This is a genomic window from Acinetobacter sp. WCHA29, assembly GCF_002165335.1.
GTDB lineage: Bacteria > Pseudomonadota > Gammaproteobacteria > Pseudomonadales > Moraxellaceae > Acinetobacter.
On record NZ_NHRQ01000010.1, the window covers coordinates 21590 to 42115 of the forward strand.

Sequence of the window (20526 nt, forward strand, 5' to 3'; positions counted from 1 at the left end):
AGAGCGCTTTTAAAGCGCTCTTTTTATATGTTCAAATTATAAATTAAATGTATACAACTAAAGAGAAATTCATATAAAAACAATTAGTGTTCAGAATATTTGCTTAAATATTCTTCACGGATGTTCACTTTATCTTCGGCACTGGCATTTTGCATACGTTTACGCAAAGTGTTCCGTTCCTGAGTTCCCAGTTTTTGCCAAACATTACGCATTTTTTGTTTTTCATCTTCTGGAAGCTGAGTAAACCATTCCATTCTTTGTTGAAGCTGAGAGCCCTGATCAGTTGGGATTTCTTTTAAACTTTGATAACGTTGAATAAGAACACGTTGTTCTTCTGGAGATAAATCATCCCAAGCTTCTTCTGTAGTTGGTTTATTTGATTTTGAGAACACCCAAAAACGCTCAGAACCAGCAAAACTTGTTTGAAGTAAGCTGAGTGCACACACAACAATTGCTATTTTCTTAGCTGCCATGTGGACCTTTATCCTCACCAAGTACCATCAACATTTCCATATCTTCAACCATTTGTGGTGAAAGTTTTGGATTTACAACGACCTGACTTTGTGGCTTATCGTTCAGTTGTAGAGAGTTTGGTAATACAACGATACCAGTAAGAGCTGCTGCTAAAGCAAAGCCTCCCATTTTCCAGAGGCTGTAATAAGAGGTTGGTTTCTTTTGGACAGTATCTAGAACATGGTTCATCACTAACATTTTTTTGTGATGTTGCTCTTTTGCTAGTTGATCGAGTTTGGAAGTCACTGATTTAGTGAACTCATCTTTATTCATTTGATGACCCTCCCGTATGTGGATTTAAATGCTCTAAAGCAATTCTAAGCCCTTGGATTGCACGATGATAATGGGTTTTTACACTACCTTCACTGCAATTCATAATTTGAGCGGTGGTTGCAGTATCAAAACCTTCCCAAGCTCTTAACATAAATGCTTGCTGTTGACGTACTGGTAATTGGTTGATGGCAGCCTGAATTTCATCCATTGTGACTTCTTGATTAAGAAATTCGAATGGATTGGGGGTAGATTCATCTACCACATCAATAATTTCCTCATCATCGTCTAAGCTAATTTTTTTGAATAATGAGAAAGGAGTTGCTCGACGCGCTTCTTTGCGCCTCCAATCCTGTAATTTGTTATTTAAAATGGTATAAAACAATGGATACCATTCTTCAATACTTTTATCTGAATACGATTTATGCAATGAAATAAAGGCTTCTTGTACCAAATCCATTGCAATGCCTTGTTGTCCCTGAGTTGCACTTTCCATCATCACAAGTGCACGACCTGTAACGTCTTGCATAAAAAAACGCAGACGTTGTTCAACAGTACTACAATCAGTACCATTTTCAGTTCGAGCCTGTTTCGGTGCTAAATCCATAGAGATGGAAAATCCTGTCATGGATACCCACCATTATTTCAATTAATTAATCATATAACGTTGAAAATGGTGGATGCGTTGACAACTTAAGCAATTATTTTATGAGTGTAATGGATTTTTTCATTAAAAAAATCGTATTTAAAATAATTTAACGTTTTTATTGGCGTTGGCGAACCATTTCAAAAAAGCAAATTGATCCAGCAATTGCAACATTTAAAGATTCTTGCCCGCCCGGTTGAGGAATAGTAACAGCCTGAGCATGTTCTAGGGCATAGTCACTTGCACCTTGTCCCTCATTACCTAAAATCCAAACACATGCTTGCTTTAAATCTTTGCTATACAAGCTGGTTGAACGATGTGAACTCGTTACAAACACAGGAATTTGAAACTTGGGAAGAATGTCGGTTAACTGAAAATTCTCAAAACAATGTACGCTAAAATGGGCACCCATTCCTGCGCGTAATACACGTGGGGACCAAAGAGAAGCTGAACCTTGCGTACAAATTACTTGCTTAATGTTGGCTGCGGCAGCCGAACGCAATAGCGTACCAACATTTCCAGGGTCTTGCACATTTTCTAAGATTAAGGTATCAGCTTTAAAATCAATTGTTAATGATGTTTTAGGGAGATCGACAATTGCTAAACAAGGCAGAGTTGTACCTAAAGTACTTAAATCTTTATACAGTACTTCACTAATGACAAAAATATGTCCCTGTTGTAATTCAATCACCTTTTGTAATTCAGGATGATCGAGAGCTTGTTCAGTCGTAAATAATGAAAAGATTTTTTTATGTTGTTGTAGCCATGCTAAACACAGATGAGTACCTTCTAGAACAGTTTGCTGATGTTTCTTTCGAGCACTATTGAGTTCGATCAGCCCACGCAAATGTTTGATTTTTGCATTGTCTTTTGATTCTAGAAAAATAACAGCCATAATATAAAGATCCAAAAGGGCATTATAAGATGATAATAATGCCCTGAATATAAAAGTAATTAGTGGTAGCTTGTTACACGTTCCACTTCATTTTTAGAGCCAATTATAACAGGAACACGTTGGTGTAATTCTGTTGGTTGAATATCCATAATGCGAACACGTCCTGTCGTAGAGGCACCACCAGCTTGTTCAATTAACATGCTCATTGGATTTGCTTCATACATTAAACGCAAACGACCTGCTTTTTTAGGATCTTTGAGATCATAAGGGTAGAGGAAGATGCCGCCACGACATAAGATACGGTGAATATCACCGACCATACATGCAACCCAACGCATATTGAAATCTTTTTCACGGACTGATGTTTTACCCGCTAAAAGCTCGTCAATATAGCGTTTCACTGGATTTTCCCAATGACGTTGATTTGATGAGTTGATAGCGAATTCTTGTGTATCTGCTAAAACTTGAACTTGATTCGTAGTCAGTAGGAAGGTTTGAGTGGTTGGATCGAAAGTAAAGAATACAACACCTGCACCTACGGTAAGCGCTAACATGGTTGAAGGGCCATAAAGTACATACCCAGCAGCGACTTGCTCAGTACCCGCTTGCATAAAATCTGCAGATTGAGTGACTGCATTTTTAGCGGGAAGAATAGAGAAAATTGTACCGACACACATGTTGATGTCGATGTTGCTTGAACCATCGAGTGGATCGAATAACACTAAATATTTGCCATTTTCTTGGGCAGGTGTGAAATCATCCAATTCTTCAGAAGCTAATCCACCTACTTGCGGATGCGCTTTTAATGCATCAATAAGATAGTCGTTAGAAATGACATCTAATTTCTTTTGAGTTTCACCTTGTACATTTTCGTTGCCAGCACTGCCTAAAATACCAGCTAAAGCGCCTTTTTGTAGTGCTTGGTCAATGGTTTGGCATGTTGCCGCGATTGTTTCAATGACTTGTGCCAATTCTGGTGTCAAATTCCCTTTTTGTTGTTCTAAATATTGGGATAATGTAAGGTTTGACATATTGAATTGCTCCGATTTAGCCGCATCAAAAATTGATAAAAAGAATGTCGCTATTCTAGATGAGATCGCTCGAAAATAAAAATTATCTTACTTTATTTATGTTGCTTTTGTGATTACAAGCATTCTATTACATGCTATGTTGATTGCATACTAGACAGGAAGTTTGGAGAGGAACGATGTCAACCAAAAATTTTGAAGCTACCCCTACGCCAAGTGAATCGATTAGCTTAGATACGATTTCGAAAGAAAGTGTGAAAGATGCTTGGAAAGAGTATGAAGCGAAGCCTGAGTACAAAGAATTTAATAAGCACGATATGATTGAGTCGATGCAACCTCAGTCGAAGCAAAAATCTTCATCTTAATCAAAATAAAAATGCTCACATTGTGAGCATTTTTATTGCAAATCCGAACATTATTTTAATAATGGTGGCACTGCTTCATAATTAATTTCTACGCGACGATTTTCTTTCCACGCTGCTTCGTCATGACCTGGGTTTACAGGTGCTTCTTTACCGTAGCTCACGGCTTCTAACTGCTGTGGGTTGACACCATTGGTAATCAAGAAACTTTCGACCGCTTTTGCACGACGCTCACCTAAAGCCATATTGTATTCACGCGTACCACGTTCATCCGTGTGACCTGTCAATGCCACCCGAGAATTGGCATTTGCAACGAGGAACTGTGCATGTGCTTGAAGTGTTTGATAGTCATCATTTGATAGATCGCTGCTATCGTAATCAAAGTGAACAACACGTTTCGCTAAAAAAGCTTTGTTCGCAGCAGTTACCCCTTTTGATGAAGCGCCAGCCAAGTTCTGTGCATTCAATGCAGCATCTTCACTTAGTCCTTCGGTGCTTACGGTGGTTGATGTATTAGGTGCTGTATTGCCTGCTGTGATTTCAGCAGCAGGTTTACGACTCGCACAACCCGTGAAAGCAATCGTCGCAGCTAAGAGTGGAAGTGTTAGGTATTTAATATTCATGTGATTCTCCAATCAATCAAATTTATTTTGGTGCCCAAGCGGGTTCACGGACTTCACCTTGTTCGCTTGGTAAATTCATACGGAATCGACCATCTGTAGACATAATAGAGAGTAAGCCGCGGTTACCCTCACGTGTTGCATAAACAACCATCTGCCCATTCGGAGAGAAACTTGGTGACTCATCCAGACTGGTTGGTGTCAATATATTAGTGATCCCTGTATTAATATCTTGTAATGCGACTTTGTAATTACTGCCACTTGGTCGATGAACTAAAGCAATTTTTTTACCGTCAGCACTTAACGTGCCGCGAGCATTAAATGCACCTTTGAAGGTAAGGCGTTTAACTGAACTATCATCAAAACTGTAGCGATAAATTTGAGGAGAACCGCCACGATCTGAGGTGAAAATAAATGATTTTCCATCAGGTGCATAACGTGCTTCGGTATCAATCGCTGAGTCATTGGTCATACGCTGTAGTTGGCGCGTATTTAAATTCATCTGATAAATTTCAGGATTACCATGCATAGATGCTGTGAACAACATTGATTGCCCATCGGGCGAGAAGCTTGGTGCACCATTTAAGCCTTTGAAACTCGCTAAAACCTCACGTTGAGCCGTTGCTAAATCCTGAATGTAAATTGCAGGGCGTTTAGTTTCGAAAGAGACATAAGCAATTTTTTTAGCGTCAGGTGTCCATGTTGGAGAAAGGATTGGATCTCGTGATGACAGTACCGTTTTAGGTTGTTCACCATCCGTATCAGCAATTTGTAATGTATAGCGTTGAGCAGGGGTTTCTGGATTGCGTAATACATAGGCAATACGACCGCTAAAATCACCCGCAATACCAGTTAGTGCTTGATATATCGCATCACTGATCATATGCCCAGCTTGACGAACACGAGAGTTTGGTACAGTCAGCACTTCATTTAATAAATATTGTTGTTTTTGTACATCATAGAGTTGGTAATGGATTTCAAATGTATTCGCATCAATGTTTTTAATTTGACCAACCACCACATATGGCACACCAGCATTTTGCCAATCACCAGCTTGGATTTGGTTGATGCTTGCAGTTGCAGGTAAGTTTTGCGATGCACTTGTAAATCGACCTGAACGATTTAAGTCATTCTCAATAATTGGGTAAAGCGAGTTGTCATTTGTAAAAGGGATAATTGCAATTTTTGGTGCTTGTTCGGGTGCTTTTGCAATTTCAAGGTGAAGTTGTGCAAAAATTGCTGTTGGAACAATTGCGCTAATAGCAGTCAAAACTGCTAAGGAGATGAGGTGTTTACGAGTCTTGTCCATAGTTACAATTACTTATGTTCGTATTTTTGTGGCTGTTGATTATTTAACATAGTTACAGGCTTTGTTCTATTAAAAGCATGTAACGTTAACTATTCATTACTGTTTTGCAGTAAAGCTAGAAGTAAAGCTTCTTGCTTCACGGCGTGCATCAGGGTCATCTGGCATAGGGTAAGGAGCAGCGGCTCGAACAGCGGCTTCTACACTTGCTTTTACATCGGGATCACTAGAATTTACAATCACAGATAAAACAGCACCACTATCACTAAGTGTTACACGGGCTGTTGCTTTTTGTCCTGTTGAACCAGAAGGGACATTCCAAGCTCTTTCAATTTTATTTGTGAAATCACGTTTGGCAGTCGAAGCAATTTTTTTCGAATCTGCCTTTTTCTGAGCTGCCTCTTGCTCTGCCTTTTTAGCAGCAACGGCTTTTGCATCTGCTTCGGCTCTTTCGGCATCTGCTTTATCTTTTGCAGCTTTATCAGCAGCGGCTTTGTCTTTTGCAGCTTTATCAGCAGCGGCTTTGTCTTTTGCAGCTTTATCGGCAGCGGCTTTGTCTTTTGCAGCTTTATCGGCAGCGGCTTTGTCTTTGGCAGCTTTATCGGCAGCGGCTTTGTCTTTGGCAGCTTTATCGGCAGCGGCTTTGTCTTTTGCAGCTTTATCAGCAGCGGCTTTGTCTTTTGCAGCTTTGTCAGCAGCAGCCTTGTCTTTTGCAGCTTTGTCAGCAGCAGCCTTGTCTTTTGCAGCTTTATCAGCAGCGGCTTTGTCTTTTGCAGCTTTATCAGCAGCGGCTTTGTCTTTTGCAGCTTTATCAGCAGCGGCTTTGTCTTTTGCAGCTTTATCAGCAGCGGCTTTGTCTTTTGCAGCTTTATCAGCAGCGGCTTTGTCTTTTGCAGCTTTATCGGCAGCGGCTTTGTCTTTTGCAGCTTTATCGGCAGCGGCTTTGTCTTTTGCAGCTTTATCAGCAGCGGCTTTGTCTTTTGCAGCTTTATCAGCAGCGGCTTTGTCTTTTGCAGCTTTATCAGCAGCGGCCTTGTCTTTTGCAGCTTTATCGGCAGCGGCTTTATCTTTTGCAGCTTTATCAGCAGTAGCTTGTTCTATTTGACGTTTTGCTTCTTCATCTGCACGTTGTTTTTCGGCAATTTTGCGTTGTTCTTCTGCTTGTTTTGCTTGGGCTGCTTCTTTTGCTTTTTGTTTTGCATCAGCAAGTTGCTGTGCAGTAGGCGTTGGTGGAGTGGCAGGAACATTTTCAGGTTGAGTATTATCTATAACAGGGCTTAATATTTCTTCCACTTGATTTTCAGCAGTCGTTTCCTGTTCTACAGGTTTTGCCATCGGTGGTGGTAAATCTTCTGGCTTGATGAGAACAGTCGTCAGTTTTTTCGGTTGCTTAGGCGGTTTACTTTGACCTAAGAAAAGCAAGCCAACAATCGCAATTGCATGTACCCCAAGGGTAAAACCTAGCGCAATTGCATTTTGTTTAAAAGGTGGCTCTTGAAATTTTTTCATAACTTATTTTAATGGCTCTGTCAGTAAACCAACTTGAGTTAAACCTGCTTCTTGTAAACTTGCCATGAGTGATACAACTTCACCATAAGGACGAGATTTATCACCATTGACTAATACAGTGAGTTGTTTATTTTCTTGTTCCGCTTGCTTTTGAGCATTACTCAAAATAGCTTCAAGCTGCTCAAGTGAAAGAGGTTCACTATCTCTATGATCTTGGTATTGCAAATAAATATTGCCATCTTTGCCAATCGTTACCATTGCAGGCATATCTTTCGATTCGATAGGATTATTATTGGCTTGGGGCAAATCAACTTTGATGCCGCTGGTAATCATAGGTGCAGTGACCATGAAAATGACTAAAAGTACCAACATAACGTCAATATAGGGTACAACGTTCATATCACTTTTCAGTGGTTTTTTAATGCGTTCAAAACGCCCAGATCGTTGAATTGCCATTATGCATCTTCCTGTGACGATCCAATCGCTTGACGCTGTAAAAGAGCGACCATTTCTTCTGCAAATAATGCACGATCTGAATAAATTGATTCACCTTTCGCTGTGAAGTGGTTAAAAGCAAGCACAGCAGGAATCGCTGCAAATAAACCGATTGCTGTTGCAATAAGTGCTTCAGCAATACCCGGTGCTACGGTTGCCAAAGTAACTTGATCAACGGCAGCAAGGCCAATAAAGGCATTCATAATGCCCCAAACCGTACCGAATAAACCGATATAAGGCGCAACAGAACCAATGCTTGCAAGCGCTCCTAAACCTTGTTCTAAACCGCCTTGATCACGACTTAGACCGACACGAAGAATACGTTCAGTACCTTCGATCGTTTGATTGGTATCTGCTTTGCGTTTTTGTAGTTTAAAAAACTCACCTAAACCGTGATAAAAAATATCTTCTAGGCCACTACGTTTGGAGTTTAACTGAGCATTATTGTAGAGCGTGTTTAATTCGGCACCTGACCAGAACATTTTTTGAAAATGCTCATCATCTTGAGCTGCTTTTTTAAAACCCATATGTAATTTGGCAATTAAATACCAGCTGAAAATTGACGCTAGTAATAAGATCAACATGACCAATTGCACGACTGGGCTGGCTTGTAAAATCAGGTCAGAAATATGTAGAGAAGATTCTAAATTAGTTGCCATAAGTCACTGTGCCGAAAGTTTATTTTTAGTCCTGTGCTAATTCTTTTTGAATCAGATCACGTATTTCTTCAGGAAGTCTACGTGGCATTAACTCTTTGTTTAAACATGCCAACGTAACCTCACCTGAAGCCAGCAAGATTTCACCACGATAAATATTTTGTTGCAACACAAAAGATGCTGCTTTACACGAAATAACACGTGCTGTAACGGTAATTAAGTCATCCATTAATATTGGACGTACATATTTCACCTGAATTTGATGTACAACGAAGTTGTAGTCTTGTTGATGCCAGTAATGATCGACGCCTGCTGCACGTAACCATTCAGTTCGCGTGCGTTCCATAAAACGAATGTGATTGGCATGGTAAACGATACCGCCTGCATCTGTATCTTCGATATATACACGAATATTAAATTCAAAATGATTAGCCATATCCTTAACCTATTTCTGCATACTGCGAGCAATTGAGGGAATGATATTGCGTCAATCATAAGATGGGAATAGTAATAAATAACATATTCTTGAATACACATAAAAAGCTAAGCCTTCATTTGTGAAGGCTTAGCATAAAGTACTAAAAAAGAAGATTATTCAAAATAGTCCCAATTTACAGTTTTAGGATAACCTGATACAGATGTTCCATTTGCAAATGCGCTAATAAGTACTTTCCCATTAGATGTATTTTTAATCGTAATCGCATTTTTAGAGTTGTCTGTGTCTTGAATATTAATAACCGCTATGTTAGGTGAAGAGCTATATAAATCATATTCACGATTGCTATCAAAAATTACAGAGAATTTTTGATTATCTATAGTAGCTTGTAGTCTACCTTTAGCCTGAGCTTTAGTTGTTGTATAGGTCCCAACATTATGGGTTTCTGTAAGTAGATAATCTGTTAAATTATAACTCTCCTTATTTGTGTTGTCACTCCATGTAAAGATCAAGTTATTAATCTTATAATCTACTTTTAGGTTTTCAGTAGCGTCATTGAAAGTATATGTTTTTACTACTTTACCATTATAGTTTTCAATTTCGCTATCATTGTATTTGATAATGAAATTTGTTAAAGAAAGATCATTGTTGATTACTGATTTATCTTCATTAACAGTATAATTACTATAGATTTTACCTGAAATGGTGAAATTATAACTATTATCATTGATTTTTATATTTTTACAGTTGTTTAGGATAACAGAGCCATCAGTATCTTTTTTAAATGTCCCAGATTCACATGACACAGCAGGGCTAAGATTATTATTTAGTTTATCTGCATAATAAAATGTATCATCTGCTAGATTGCTAATAAAATATAGTGGATTATATTTTATGCTAGTTAGACTTACGATAGGTAAGCTAATAGAATCAATAGTTTTAGATTTATTATAGTCAACAGTGCTAGTTGTTGTATAGCTCTCATTGCTAGATCCGCCACCTCCACATGCTGTTAATAATAAAGCTCCAGTACATAATGCAGAAACTAGTATTTTATTTGTCATTTTTAACCCTACGTATTAAAATTTAAGTGTTTAAAAAAATAAGTATTTTAAGTGGTTAATTATAACAAAAAATTAATTTTTTATGGTTTTTATTTATAACATTATTCTGCCTTTTTATAATGAAAAGGCAGAATAATCATTTCATTCAGGTGGTGTCATACCAAACTGTAAATAAGCCATATTTGTTGCAATACGACCACGTGCAGTACGCATGACATAACCTTGTTGGATTAAATAAGGTTCGATTACATCTTCAAGTGTTCCGCTATCTTCAGCCATCGCGGCTGCTAAAGCTTCAACACCTGTTGGACGACCTTCAAAACGCTCAAGTAACATACTGAGATAACGACGGTCTAAAGTATCTAAACCATCTTTATCTACATTCAGCATGTCTAAAGCACGTTGTGCCATCTCTTGTGTCACTTCACCCGTGCCTTTCACTTGCGCATAATCTCGAACACGACGTAATAAACGATTGGCAATACGTGGCGTACCACGTGCACGTCTAGCGATTTCAGTTGAACCTTCTTTGGTAATCGGAACATCCATGAGATTTGCCGAACGGGTTACGATATGGGTTAAATCCTCAACAGAATAGAACTCTAAACGCTGTACAATCCCAAAACGATCACGTAAAGGTGAGGTGAGTAGCCCCGCACGCGTTGTTGCTGCAACTAAGGTGAAAGGTGGTAAATCTAATTTAATTGAACGAGCAGCAGGACCTTCACCAATCATGATATCCAGTTGATAGTCTTCCATTGCCGGATAAAGAATCTCTTCAATCACAGGGGATAGGCGATGGATTTCGTCAATAAAGAGAACGTCACCCTCTTCCAAATTGGTCAGCATCGCCGCTAAATCTCCAGCTCGTTCCAATACAGGACCAGAGGTAGATTTTAAATTACCGCCCATTTCGCGTGCGATAATATTCGCCAATGTGGTTTTACCTAAACCCGGCGGACCAAAAATCAAGGTATGGTCGAGTGCTTCACCACGACCTCGTGCAGCACCAATAAAGATTTCCATTTGTTCACGTACCACTGGCTGACCAATATAGTCTTCAAGAGAGGTTGGGCGAATCGCACGATCAAAATGATCTTCTGGTTTTTCAGAACCACTGATTAAACGGTCTTGCATAATGAGTTCGGTCTATCTTTATTTATTCAATGATTTAAGTGCAGCTCGGATAATATCACTAGCTTCGGTAAAATCTGCTTTAACGGCTTGAATCAATTTCTGTGCTTCAAGTGGTTTGTAGCCCAGTGATTGTAAAGCGGCTTCAGCTTCGGCAATAGCAGAATTTCCAGTGAACTGTATTTGAGCGGACGCTGTATTATTTGAAACGGTAGTGGTTGAAAATGCTTTAAAACGATCACGTAGTTCAATCATTAAGCGTTCAGCTGTTTTCGTACCAACTCCCGGGACTTTGACCAGTGTTTTTACATCACCATGTTCGACTGTATGGATGAGCATGTCCACGCTCAAAGTCGAAAGAATACCGAGCGCCATTTTGGGTCCGACACCATTTACTTTAAGCAAAGTACGGAAAATGATTTTTTCTTGAGCTTCACTAAAACCATAAAGTTGCTGAGCATCTTCACGAACGACTAAGTGGGTCCATAACGTGACTTTCTGTCCTTTTTGTAATTGGCAAAATGTCGAAAGTGGTGTGTCTATTTCATAGCCCACGCCATTCACATTGAGCAATACGGTTGGGGCTTCTAAGGCAAACACTTCGCCAATTAAACATCCGATCATTGAGTCTTTCACTTATTTGTTAATGGTTGAATAGTAGATGCCATTTCTTCTAAACGCAAAATGGCTTTTAGAATTTCTTTACGATTTCGTGTGGATTTTATCCAAGCAGGTAAGCGGGAAAAATAACTACCATTTCCAGTTTGAGAGGTTCGCTCTCGTAACCCAGCTTGAATAAATGTTTTGAGTTCTTTTAAGTGTTCAATATTATAAACAGAAATCACGCCATGCTGAGTTTGGGTTTTTAAATAGAGCTCTAAGCCGTAAAAGGTGTAGCCGATATTTTGATCTAAAATAAAATTTAGTCCATATTGCTCAAACTTTGATATATGTTGGCAAAGGCGACACCTTGCCCGAATAAATGGGGGTAATGAGCCTACATTCAGCAATTTTTGCTTTGCTCTCAACCAGACTCCACCACATTTTTGGCAGCATTGGTATGTTGTTGCTTCATAATGTCCATTATGAAGCTGAGGAGTATCATGATTTTGGTTTGGGTTAATTTGATAAGCGCAATTTAAACAGCTCAGAAAAAATGTACCTTGATACCTGTTTTTTTCAGGCGCTCGAGGTTTATGATATTTTAAGAGACTTGGCTGATTACATTTAGAGCATTTAACCCATTGATCAAGATAAATAAAACTTGATAGATAAACGCCATTATCTATATGCCGCCCAAGCATTAAAAGAACCCAACTTTATTACCTTGTAACTCTTGCGCTAAGCTATAGGCCTGATGGTCAGAAAACTTACTAATAATATCGAGGACTTGCATAATATTATTATAGTGGTTGTTTTGTAGATTTACCCCTGAATGCTGCAAAATTGACATTAAACGTTGTTCTTTAAAGCTTAATGTTTTGTGCGGCATAGTCAAAGGAATAAAAGCATCCAAAATCGTTTGTAAGCTTTGATGTGCAATAATCTCTAAACCTGATTTTTGGGGATGTTCAAAAATACGATCTCTCGCCAGATTTTTTGCCGTTTGAATGCCTGCTTCAATATCGGGCGAGCAATATTGTAATAGGCTACCCTTGAGTTGACCGGTTAAAATTTCATATTGATGTTTGGCAAAAGCGGTAGTGACTTCATCGACTAAACGCTTCATGACACGCCCACGCAAAGCTGCGATTTTTTGCTGCCATGTGGTATGGGGTAGGTGTAATTCTTCTGGTAGACCGAAATCGGCAATTAAATTGAGAAAGATCGGCTCAACTTCTTCATAACTGAGCATATTCAGTATGATGCCATCTTCCAAATCAATAAGTGCATAACACATATCATCTGCAGCTTCTAATAAATAGGTCAGCGGATGACGACAAAAATGATATTCACCGAGTTGAATTAAGCCGAGCTGTTCAGCCAATTGTTTTAAGATTTCTTTTTCAGATTGATAGCAACCAAATTTTGCTCTTTGATGCGATGGCATATCGCCTTGTTCTTCAATGGTTTTAGATAACCATGGATATTTTAAATAAGCTCCGAGTGTGGCACAGGTCAAACGCATGCCACCATCATCAGGATGATAGTCAATCCGAGTAAGCAAACGTAGTCCTTGTGCATTGCCTTCAAACTGACGTACATCTGCTGCTTCTTCGGGTGTTAATTGGCTGAGAAAGTCACGATGCGATGCATCATCAAACCATTCCCGAATCGCGTATTCTCCTGCATGTCCAAAGGGTGGATTCCCAATATCATGCGCTAAGCAAGCAGCTTGAATGATTGCGCCAACATCTGCTGGTGAAATCCACATTGGTAATTCATCTTTGATTTTTTCAGCAGCCAACATGCCGAGCGAACGACCAATACAAGAAACTTCTAGCGAATGAGTCAGTCGAGTATGAATACCATCGTGTTGAGTCAATGGGTGAACTTGAGTTTTTCTATTCAGTTGTCGAAAACTTTGGGAAAATATAATTCTATCGTAATCTTTGTGAAATGGGCTTCGAGCCAATTCTGTACTGCTTTTTTTACTGCCTAAACGAATTGCAGAAAGCAATTCCAACCAACGCATTTGTTCCATTCATCATTATTCACTATGAGTTCAAGATCATCATGCCAAAAAAAAGATTAAAGCACTAGCGTAGGGCGACATAGTTTGTCTTATTGCTGTATTGTCCGATCAATAGAAATGTAAGTAGATTTGATGACGACAGCGAAAAATCACTTTATTTATGAAATTACAATAATTTTGACGAAATAAAGCAGCGATAAATCATTGCGCTGCATCTAGCTGATTTGAGCAAGACACAGTAGAATATGCGCTCTCTCATAAGTCACATTGTGGTAGGTTCGTTAGACCCGCCCGTGGAGCCAAAGTCAACATGTTTATCGTGGCCGGTGCATCAGCACATTCTTCTTTTAAGAAAGCTCAACTCTTAAACCGTTTAGCGTCAATGAGTTCTGTTCAATCTTTTGACAGCCAGTGGGTTTATTTGTTTGATCAAGCGCTCAACGAGCAGCAACATCAATCGGCATTACAACTTTTAAACGATGGTCAATCTTTCGAACTTCGCCAAGCTGCAAGTGATGAAATCCAGATTTTAGTCACACCGCGTGTAGGGACAATCTCGCCGTGGTCGTCTAAAGCAACTGATATTTTCCAAAACTGTAATACACCTATTCACCGTTTAGAACGTGGTCTGCTATTTACACTGAAAGGTGTGAAAGAGATTTCGAATGAAGTGAAATTGGCATTACATGACCGTATGACAGAGAGTGTTTTTGCTCAAATTGATGATGCAAAAGCTTTATTCTTAGAAACAGCGCCGAAACCATTGAACTCAATTGATATTTTGAGCCAAGGTAAAGAAGCGTTAGTTAAAGCGAATAATGAGTTTGGCTTTGCTTTATCTGAGCAAGAAATTGATTACTTAACCGAAGCATTTACAAAGCTGGGTCGTAATCCAAATGACATCGAGTTAATGATGTTTGCTCAGGCGAACTCTGAACACTGTCGTCATAAAATCTTTGGTTCTGAATGGACAATTGATGGTGAAAAACAACCATTATCATTGTTCCAAATGATTAAGAATACCTATAAAGAATCTCCAACAGATGTATTGTCGGCGTATAAAGATAACGCCTCTGTCATTGTGGGTTATGACACCATGCGTTTTTATCCGAAAGCGGATGAAAATGGTCACTTCGTTTATAAATATAAGAGCCAAGCTGCTCATATCTTGATGAAGGTTGAAACACACAACCATCCAACTGCAATTGCTCCATTTGCAGGTGCTGCAACAGGTTCGGGCGGTGAAATCCGTGATGAAGGTGCAACAGGTCGTGGTGGTAAACCAAAAGCAGGTTTAACTGGCTTTACGGTTTCAAACTTAAATATCCCTGGTTTTGAACAACCTTGGGAAGATAACTACGGTAAACCTTCGCGTATGGCATCGCCATTACAAATCATGATTGAAGGTCCATTGGGTGGTGCTGCGTTTAACAACGAGTTTGGTCGTCCTGCATTGAATGGTTATTTCCGTACCTTCGAACAGAATGTGAATGGTGAAGTTAAAGGCTTCCATAAGCCAATTATGATTGCTGGTGGTTACGGTAACATTCGTCCTGACCACGTTGAAAAAGATGCGATTCAACCAGGTGACTTGCTGATTGTATTGGGTGGTCCTGCCATGTTAATCGGTCTTGGTGGTGGTGCTGCATCATCTGTAGATAGCGGTACCATGGGTGAAAGCTTAGACTTTGCTTCAGTACAACGTGAAAACCCAGAAATGGAACGCCGTTGCCAAGAAGTCATTGATACATGCTGGCGCTTAGAAGACTTTAATCCAATCGTGTCTGTACACGACGTGGGTGCGGGTGGTCTATCAAATGCGATGCCTGAACTAGTGAATGATCACGAGTTAGGTGCTGTATTGAACCTGCGTAAGATTCCATCTTTAGAGCCAGGCATGAGCCCGATGGAAATCTGGTCAAATGAAGCGCAAGAACGTTATGTGTTAGCGATTCGTCCAGAATCTTTAGAACAGTTTGAAGAAATTTGTGCACGTGAGCGTTGTCCGTTTGCAGTACTTGGTGAAGCGACTGAAGCACGTCATTTGACTGTTGAAGATCCGTTATTTGAAAACAATGCAGTCGATATCCCAATGCAAGTCATGTTGGGTGGTACACCACGTATGCAACGTTCGTATGAAACGATTGAACGTAAAGGTAACGACTTTGATGCATCAAAAGTTGATTTGAAAGATGCGATTTTCCGTGTATTGAAAAATCCTACAGTTGCGTCTAAGTCATTCTTGATCACCATTGGTGACCGTTCGATTACAGGTATGGTTGCGCGTGATCAAATGGTTGGTCGTTGGCAGATTCCTGTTGCAGATGCAGCAGTAACGACGACAAGCTTACAAGGCTTCACTGGTGAAGCAATGGCGATGGGCGAACGTCCACCTGTGGCATTGTTAAATCCAGCAGCATCGGCTCGTTTAGCGGTTGCGGAAGCAATTACCAATATTGCCTGTGCTAACATCGAACAAATTAGTGATATCAAGCTTTCTGCAAACTGGATGGCTGCGGCTGGTCAAAAAGGTGAAGATCAAGCCTTGTTTGAAGGTGTGAAAGCGATTGGTATGGAAATGTGTCCTGCTTTAGGCATTGCCATTCCTGTCGGTAAAGATTCACTTTCAATGCGTACCACTTGGAACGATGGTGAAGACAAAGCCGTTACTTCGCCAATGACTGGTGTGATCACTGCATTTGCACCAGTTTTAGATGTACGTAAAACATTAACACCTGAACTCAAGAATTTAGAAGACTCAGTACTGGTTCGTATTGATTTGTCGAAAGGTCAATTCCGTTTAGGCGGTTCGATCCTTGCACAAGTGTATAAAGCGATTGGTTCAGTGACACCTGATGTGGATAGTTTCGATGACTTCAAAGCATTCTTTGCCTTGATTCAAGACTGGAACAATCGTGGCGTAATTAAAGCTTACCATGACATCGGTGATGGCGGTTTATTGGCGACTGTTGCTGAAATGATGTTTGCTTCACGCTTAGGTGTAGCATTAGAAAATCAAACAACTGAAAGCTTATTTGCAGAAGAAATTGGTGCAGTACTTCAAATTACGGCTGCTGATTGGGTGCAGTTAGAAGTTGAAGTTGCAGCATCAAGTCTTAAAGATGCAATTGCTGTTGTTGGTCGTGTGAATACAACTGATCAACTTGTTGTAAATGGTTTAACGCTTGAGCGTGCTGAATTACAACAAGCTTGGGCTGAAGTATCACATCAGATCCAACGTTTACGTGACAACGTTGAAACAGCTGATCAAGAATTTGCCTTAATTGCAGATCAAAACCACAAAGGTTTAATTGCACAACCGACATATGACTTAAATGAGCCAGTTGAAGCGCCGTTTATCAATACACGTCGTCCAAACATGGCAATCTTGCGTGAGCAAGGTGTGAACGGTCATGTGGAAATGGCAGCAGCTTTTGACAAAGTTGGCTTCAATACCATCGACGTACACATGAGTGACTTACTTGCAGGTCGTGTCAGCTTGAGCGATTTTGAAGGTTTAGTGGCTTGTGGTGGCTTCTCATACGGTGACGTAATGGGTGCTGGTGGTGGCTGGGCGAAATCAGTATTGTTCAACCCGAAATTACGTGATCAGTTCGAACAGTTCTTCCATCGTGAGAGCACTTTCAGCTTAGGTGTATGTAACGGCTGTCAAATGATGTCACAACTTGCACCATTAATTCCAGGTGCAGAGCATTGGGGTCGTTTCCACCGCAATACCTCAGAAGTATTTGAAGCGCGTGCTGTTAATGTTCGCGTAGAAAAATCGGTTTCTGTATTGCTTGAAGATATGCAAGGTTCGATTTTACCAATCGCAGTGGCGCATGGTGAAGGTCGTTTGGTTGCAACTGAACAGCAACTTGCTGCTTTAAATGCAGAGAATCAAGTGATCTTGCGTTATGTAGATAGCTTGGGTAATCCAACTCAGCACTATCCATTGAACCCGAATGGTTCACCTGAAGCGATTACAGGACAAACTTCTAAAGATGGTCGTGCAACAGTAATGATGCCACACCCAGAGCGTAACTTCCGTGCTTTACAACATTCTTGGAAGCCTGAAGATTGGGCTGAAGATGGTGCTTGGTTGCGTATGTTCCGCAACGCACGTAAGTTCATTGGTTAATATGAAATAAAAAAATAAGCCACCGTCAGGTGGCTTATTTTATTCTTGGATTCAATATAAAATAACGATGAATGAGCAAGAACAATGAAATCAAAAAGAATATGCTAAAACTGATTTATTACGTGCCTGAATCACACATTGAATTAACCAAACTTGCTATTTTTGAAGCAGGAGCAGGTAGTATTGGTAATTATGAACATTGTGCTTGGCAAGTGAAAGGAATAGGGCAATTTAAACCTATTAAAGGTGCAAATCCATTTTTAGGACAATTAGACGAACTAGAACAGCTTGAAGAGTGGCGTGTAGAAACCATTGTGCCTGAAGATAAAGCCAGTGTTGTGGCAAAGGTATTAAAGGCAAGCCATCCTTATGAAGAGCCTGCCTTTGAGTTTATTCAAATATTAGATATTGAATAATTATACTTTTTGAATAAATAAATCACGATCAAAACGATACTGCGGGAAGAACACACCATCTGTAGCCCGTTCACCTGCACCAATCACCATGACAGGATGCTGTTGATCATTTAATTTTAAAATTTTACAAACTAAAGGCTCATCAAAACCTTCCATCATACAACTGTCAAAACCATAGGCACGTAAAGCCAATACCAAATTTTCACATGCTAAAGCAGTGGTTTTAGTTGCCCATAATTTAGCATCGGCAGGGTTAAATGCAGTCACAGGAAGTTGTTTATCAAGTGTACGGGCTACTTTAAATGCAACTTTTTTGAAGTTACCTAATGCATTGAAATAACCTGTTTTATAGTTGTAGGGGATAAAACGGTAATATTTTTGTACCATTGCAGGGGCTTCAGGAAATGGAAATTCGCTAATATTTCGTTTTGCCATTTCATCAACACGATCTGTACGCGCCACGCATACGATCAATTCTGATGCAGTTTTAGCAGCAAGCTGTCCTAAGCATGCTTTAACCAGTTGCTTTTTCTTACTTGGATTTTGCACCACATAGAATGTCCATGGCTGTAAGTTTGATGAGTTGGGTGCAAGCAGTGCCAAATCTAAACATTCATCTAAAATCTCACTTGGAATCGGTTTATCCGTGAACTTACGTACTGAACGGCGGCTTTCAATCACCTTACGGAAATTTTCAACATCAATGTCCTGTGGCGCGGCTTCGTAATAACGTTTCTTTTCAGTTTGTGTGTGTTCTGACATGAGGAAAGTGTCATCCTAAAGTTATTTTATATTTATATTGGGACGTTCAATAAAAAAACCACTTCGATTTTGCAATGAAGTGGTTTTTTTTCATTAATGAGTGATTACCTCATTAATTGAACTGGGAAAAATCAGGTTTACGCTTTTGCATAAAGGCCTGTACCGCTTCCATCATTTCAGGTGAGCGGACACGTTGCATAAAGATTTCAGCTTCTTCATCGACACAAGCAATAATTTCAGCTAAGTCTTTTTTCATTAGCGCTTTACTTTGTTTTAGAGACGCTAAAGGTAATGCTGCTAAATGTTGAGCTGTTTGTTGTGCGGTTGCATAAACATCTTCAACGACATCATTCACGAGATTTGCTTTTACTGCTGTTGCAGCATCAAATTTCTTCGCTGTGAATAATAATTCAGCCGCTTTCTGATAGCCTGCTTGTTTGACCAATAAACGGCTCGCAGCACCTTCAGGAGAAAGGCCTAGGCTTACGAATGGAATTTGGAATAGGGCAGTATTGTCTGCAAATACGATATCAGCATGTAATAAGATTGTTACACCAATACCAATCGCTACGCCTTTCACTCCAATAATCAGTGGTTTAGAAAAACGAGCCGCAGCTTTTAATAATACAAATGGAGGCTGATCACCCGCTTTGCCTTCATATGGCTTCTGCATAAAGCCCATGAAATCTTTCATGTCATTACCCGCAGTAAAATCTTGTTCTGCACCACGGAAAATAACAACACGTACATCTTTATTTGTATCAGCTTCATCTAATGCTTTTGCAATCCATAGATAAAGTTCGCCGTAAAGTGCATTCTTTGCTTCTGAACGGTTAATGGCTAAGGTGAGTACGCCATCTTCTAAATTTGCTTGCAAATGTTGATGAGGTTGTTGAATACAGCTAAGTGTCATCGTACTATCCTTGCTTTAATCCAGATTGATTTTTTAAGTGTCCTCATTATGTCGCATATTTACCTAAATGGCGCAACTGATGAGTTCACAAAAAGTGAAATTACGCCTATGTACACATTTGACTATCTTGTTTTTATTGGACGCTTTCAGCCTTTTCATTTAGCGCATCTACAAACCATTGAAATTGCATTACAACAAAGTCAGAACGTGATCTTGGCATTGGGTTCAGCGCAAGCAGAACGGAATATCAAAAACCCATTTTTAGCCCATGAACGTGAGCAAATGATTCTGTCTAATTTTTCAGAAGATGAGCAGAAACGGATTCATTTCGTGCATGTGGTTGATGTGTATAACGATGAAAAATGGGTCAAACAAGTCAAAACATTGGTCAATCAAGTGGTTCAGCCAAATGCAAAAGTAGGTTTGATTGGTCACTTCAAAGATGAATCTTCATATTATTTAGCTTTATTTCCAGAATGGCAGATGGTTGAGTTGGATAGTTTAAAAGATTCTATTTCAGCCACGCCTATGCGAGAAGCCTATTATCGGGGAGAGATTCAAACTGAATTTTTCCCTAAAGGCACGATTGAATTTCTGACTGAATTTAAAAATACAAAAGTCTATGTGGAATTGCAGCATAAATATCTTGCGGGTGATAAAAGTAATTTGGATGAATGTTTTTAAGATTTTAGTTTTTTAAGCAGAAAATCGATGAAAACACGAAT

22 protein-coding genes are annotated in these 20526 nt (G+C 39.6%); 4 read left to right on the forward strand and 18 right to left on the reverse strand.

From position 1 onward, the window contains the following. Positions 1-83 precede the first annotated feature (83 nt). The 5 genes from CDG59_RS08490 to CDG59_RS08510 form a co-directional block, all read right to left on the reverse strand. Positions 84-473, reverse strand: a complete 390-nt coding sequence (locus CDG59_RS08490; protein ID WP_087536402.1) for a DUF3106 domain-containing protein — start codon at positions 471-473, stop codon at positions 84-86. Next, positions 463-786 carry a hypothetical protein gene (locus CDG59_RS08495; RefSeq protein WP_087544809.1) on the reverse strand — a complete coding sequence of 108 codons (324 nt, stop codon included), beginning with the start codon at positions 784-786 and terminating at the stop codon, positions 463-465. The genes CDG59_RS08490 and CDG59_RS08495 overlap by 11 nt, the downstream gene beginning before the upstream one ends. After that, a complete protein-coding gene (locus CDG59_RS08500) occupies positions 779-1390 on the reverse strand; it encodes an RNA polymerase sigma factor (protein WP_087544811.1) in 612 nt (203 codons plus the stop codon). Before CDG59_RS08500 ends, CDG59_RS08495 begins: the two co-directional genes overlap by 8 nt. Positions 1391-1547: 157 nt before the next feature. Then, a complete protein-coding gene (locus CDG59_RS08505) occupies positions 1548-2324 on the reverse strand; it encodes a TrmH family RNA methyltransferase (RefSeq protein WP_087544813.1) in 777 nt (258 codons plus the stop codon). Positions 2325-2383: 59 nt separating this feature from the next. Beyond that, positions 2384-3355 carry a class 1 fructose-bisphosphatase gene (locus tag CDG59_RS08510; RefSeq protein ID WP_087536405.1) on the reverse strand — a complete coding sequence of 324 codons (972 nt, stop codon included), beginning with the start codon at positions 3353-3355 and terminating at the stop codon, positions 2384-2386. Positions 3356-3531: 176 nt separating this feature from the next. On the opposite strand from CDG59_RS08510, the gene CDG59_RS08515 reads away from it, so the two are divergent. Then, positions 3532-3717 (forward strand): NF038105 family protein, encoded by a 186-nt coding sequence (locus tag CDG59_RS08515; RefSeq protein ID WP_005161254.1) that lies wholly within the window; start codon positions 3532-3534, stop codon positions 3715-3717. Positions 3718-3767: 50 nt separating this feature from the next. Here CDG59_RS08515 and pal read toward each other — a convergent pair whose 3' ends face one another. From pal to CDG59_RS08570, 11 genes are all read right to left on the reverse strand, one after another. Then, entirely contained in the window at positions 3768-4337 is a 570-nt protein-coding gene (gene pal / locus CDG59_RS08520) for a peptidoglycan-associated lipoprotein Pal (protein WP_087544814.1), read from the reverse strand. Positions 4338-4359: 22 nt separating this feature from the next. Continuing rightward, the gene (tolB, locus tag CDG59_RS08525) at positions 4360-5643 is read right to left on the reverse strand and encodes a Tol-Pal system beta propeller repeat protein TolB (RefSeq protein WP_087544816.1); all 1284 of its coding nucleotides are present in this window, start codon (positions 5641-5643) and stop codon (positions 4360-4362) included. 96 nt (positions 5644-5739) lie between these two features. Next, positions 5740-7149 (reverse strand): cell envelope integrity protein TolA, encoded by a 1410-nt coding sequence (gene tolA / locus CDG59_RS08530; RefSeq protein ID WP_087544818.1) that lies wholly within the window; start codon positions 7147-7149, stop codon positions 5740-5742. A gap of 3 nt (positions 7150-7152) precedes the next feature. Further along, positions 7153-7605 carry a protein TolR gene (gene tolR / locus CDG59_RS08535; RefSeq protein ID WP_087544820.1) on the reverse strand — a complete coding sequence of 151 codons (453 nt, stop codon included), beginning with the start codon at positions 7603-7605 and terminating at the stop codon, positions 7153-7155. After that, complete coding sequence (gene tolQ, locus CDG59_RS08540) at positions 7605-8303, reverse strand: protein TolQ (RefSeq protein ID WP_087544822.1); 699 nt, start codon at positions 8301-8303, stop codon at positions 7605-7607. Before tolQ ends, tolR begins: the two co-directional genes overlap by 1 nt. A 25-nt stretch (positions 8304-8328) precedes the next feature. Further along, entirely contained in the window at positions 8329-8736 is a 408-nt protein-coding gene (gene ybgC / locus CDG59_RS08545; protein WP_004661168.1) for a tol-pal system-associated acyl-CoA thioesterase, read from the reverse strand. 155 nt (positions 8737-8891) lie between these two features. Continuing rightward, a complete protein-coding gene (locus tag CDG59_RS08550) occupies positions 8892-9800 on the reverse strand; it encodes a hypothetical protein (protein ID WP_087544824.1) in 909 nt (302 codons plus the stop codon). Between the two features lie 141 nt (positions 9801-9941). Next, positions 9942-10937 (reverse strand): Holliday junction branch migration DNA helicase RuvB, encoded by a 996-nt coding sequence (gene ruvB, locus CDG59_RS08555; RefSeq protein WP_046739447.1) that lies wholly within the window; start codon positions 10935-10937, stop codon positions 9942-9944. Between the two features lie 18 nt (positions 10938-10955). Further along, positions 10956-11558 (reverse strand): Holliday junction branch migration protein RuvA, encoded by a 603-nt coding sequence (ruvA, locus tag CDG59_RS08560; RefSeq protein WP_087544895.1) that lies wholly within the window; start codon positions 11556-11558, stop codon positions 10956-10958. 8 nt (positions 11559-11566) lie between these two features. Continuing rightward, complete coding sequence (locus tag CDG59_RS08565; RefSeq protein ID WP_087544826.1) at positions 11567-12238, reverse strand: hypothetical protein; 672 nt, start codon at positions 12236-12238, stop codon at positions 11567-11569. Further along, entirely contained in the window at positions 12238-13578 is a 1341-nt protein-coding gene (locus tag CDG59_RS08570) for a deoxyguanosinetriphosphate triphosphohydrolase (protein ID WP_087544828.1), read from the reverse strand. The genes CDG59_RS08565 and CDG59_RS08570 overlap by 1 nt, the downstream gene beginning before the upstream one ends. A gap of 301 nt (positions 13579-13879) precedes the next feature. On the opposite strand from CDG59_RS08570, the gene purL reads away from it, so the two are divergent. Together purL and CDG59_RS08580 are read left to right on the forward strand one after the other, a co-directional pair. Continuing rightward, complete coding sequence (gene purL / locus CDG59_RS08575) at positions 13880-17710, forward strand: phosphoribosylformylglycinamidine synthase (RefSeq protein WP_087544830.1); 3831 nt, start codon at positions 13880-13882, stop codon at positions 17708-17710. A gap of 101 nt (positions 17711-17811) precedes the next feature. After that, positions 17812-18126: an NGG1p interacting factor NIF3 gene (locus tag CDG59_RS08580; protein WP_087544897.1), complete on the forward strand. Its 315-nt coding sequence runs from the start codon at positions 17812-17814 to the stop codon at positions 18124-18126. Here the strand turns inward: CDG59_RS08580 and CDG59_RS08585 are convergent, their stop codons facing one another. Continuing rightward, on the reverse strand, positions 18127-18888 hold the full coding sequence (locus CDG59_RS08585; RefSeq protein ID WP_087544832.1) for a nitroreductase family protein: 762 nt from the start codon (positions 18886-18888) through the stop codon (positions 18127-18129). 112 nt (positions 18889-19000) lie between these two features. Continuing rightward, complete coding sequence (locus CDG59_RS08590; RefSeq protein WP_087544834.1) at positions 19001-19801, reverse strand: enoyl-CoA hydratase-related protein; 801 nt, start codon at positions 19799-19801, stop codon at positions 19001-19003. A gap of 108 nt (positions 19802-19909) precedes the next feature. Here CDG59_RS08590 and CDG59_RS08595 point away from each other — a divergent pair, with 108 nt between their 5' ends. Beyond that, positions 19910-20485: a nicotinate-nicotinamide nucleotide adenylyltransferase gene (locus CDG59_RS08595; protein WP_087544898.1), complete on the forward strand. Its 576-nt coding sequence runs from the start codon at positions 19910-19912 to the stop codon at positions 20483-20485. Positions 20486-20526: the final 41 nt, after the last annotated feature.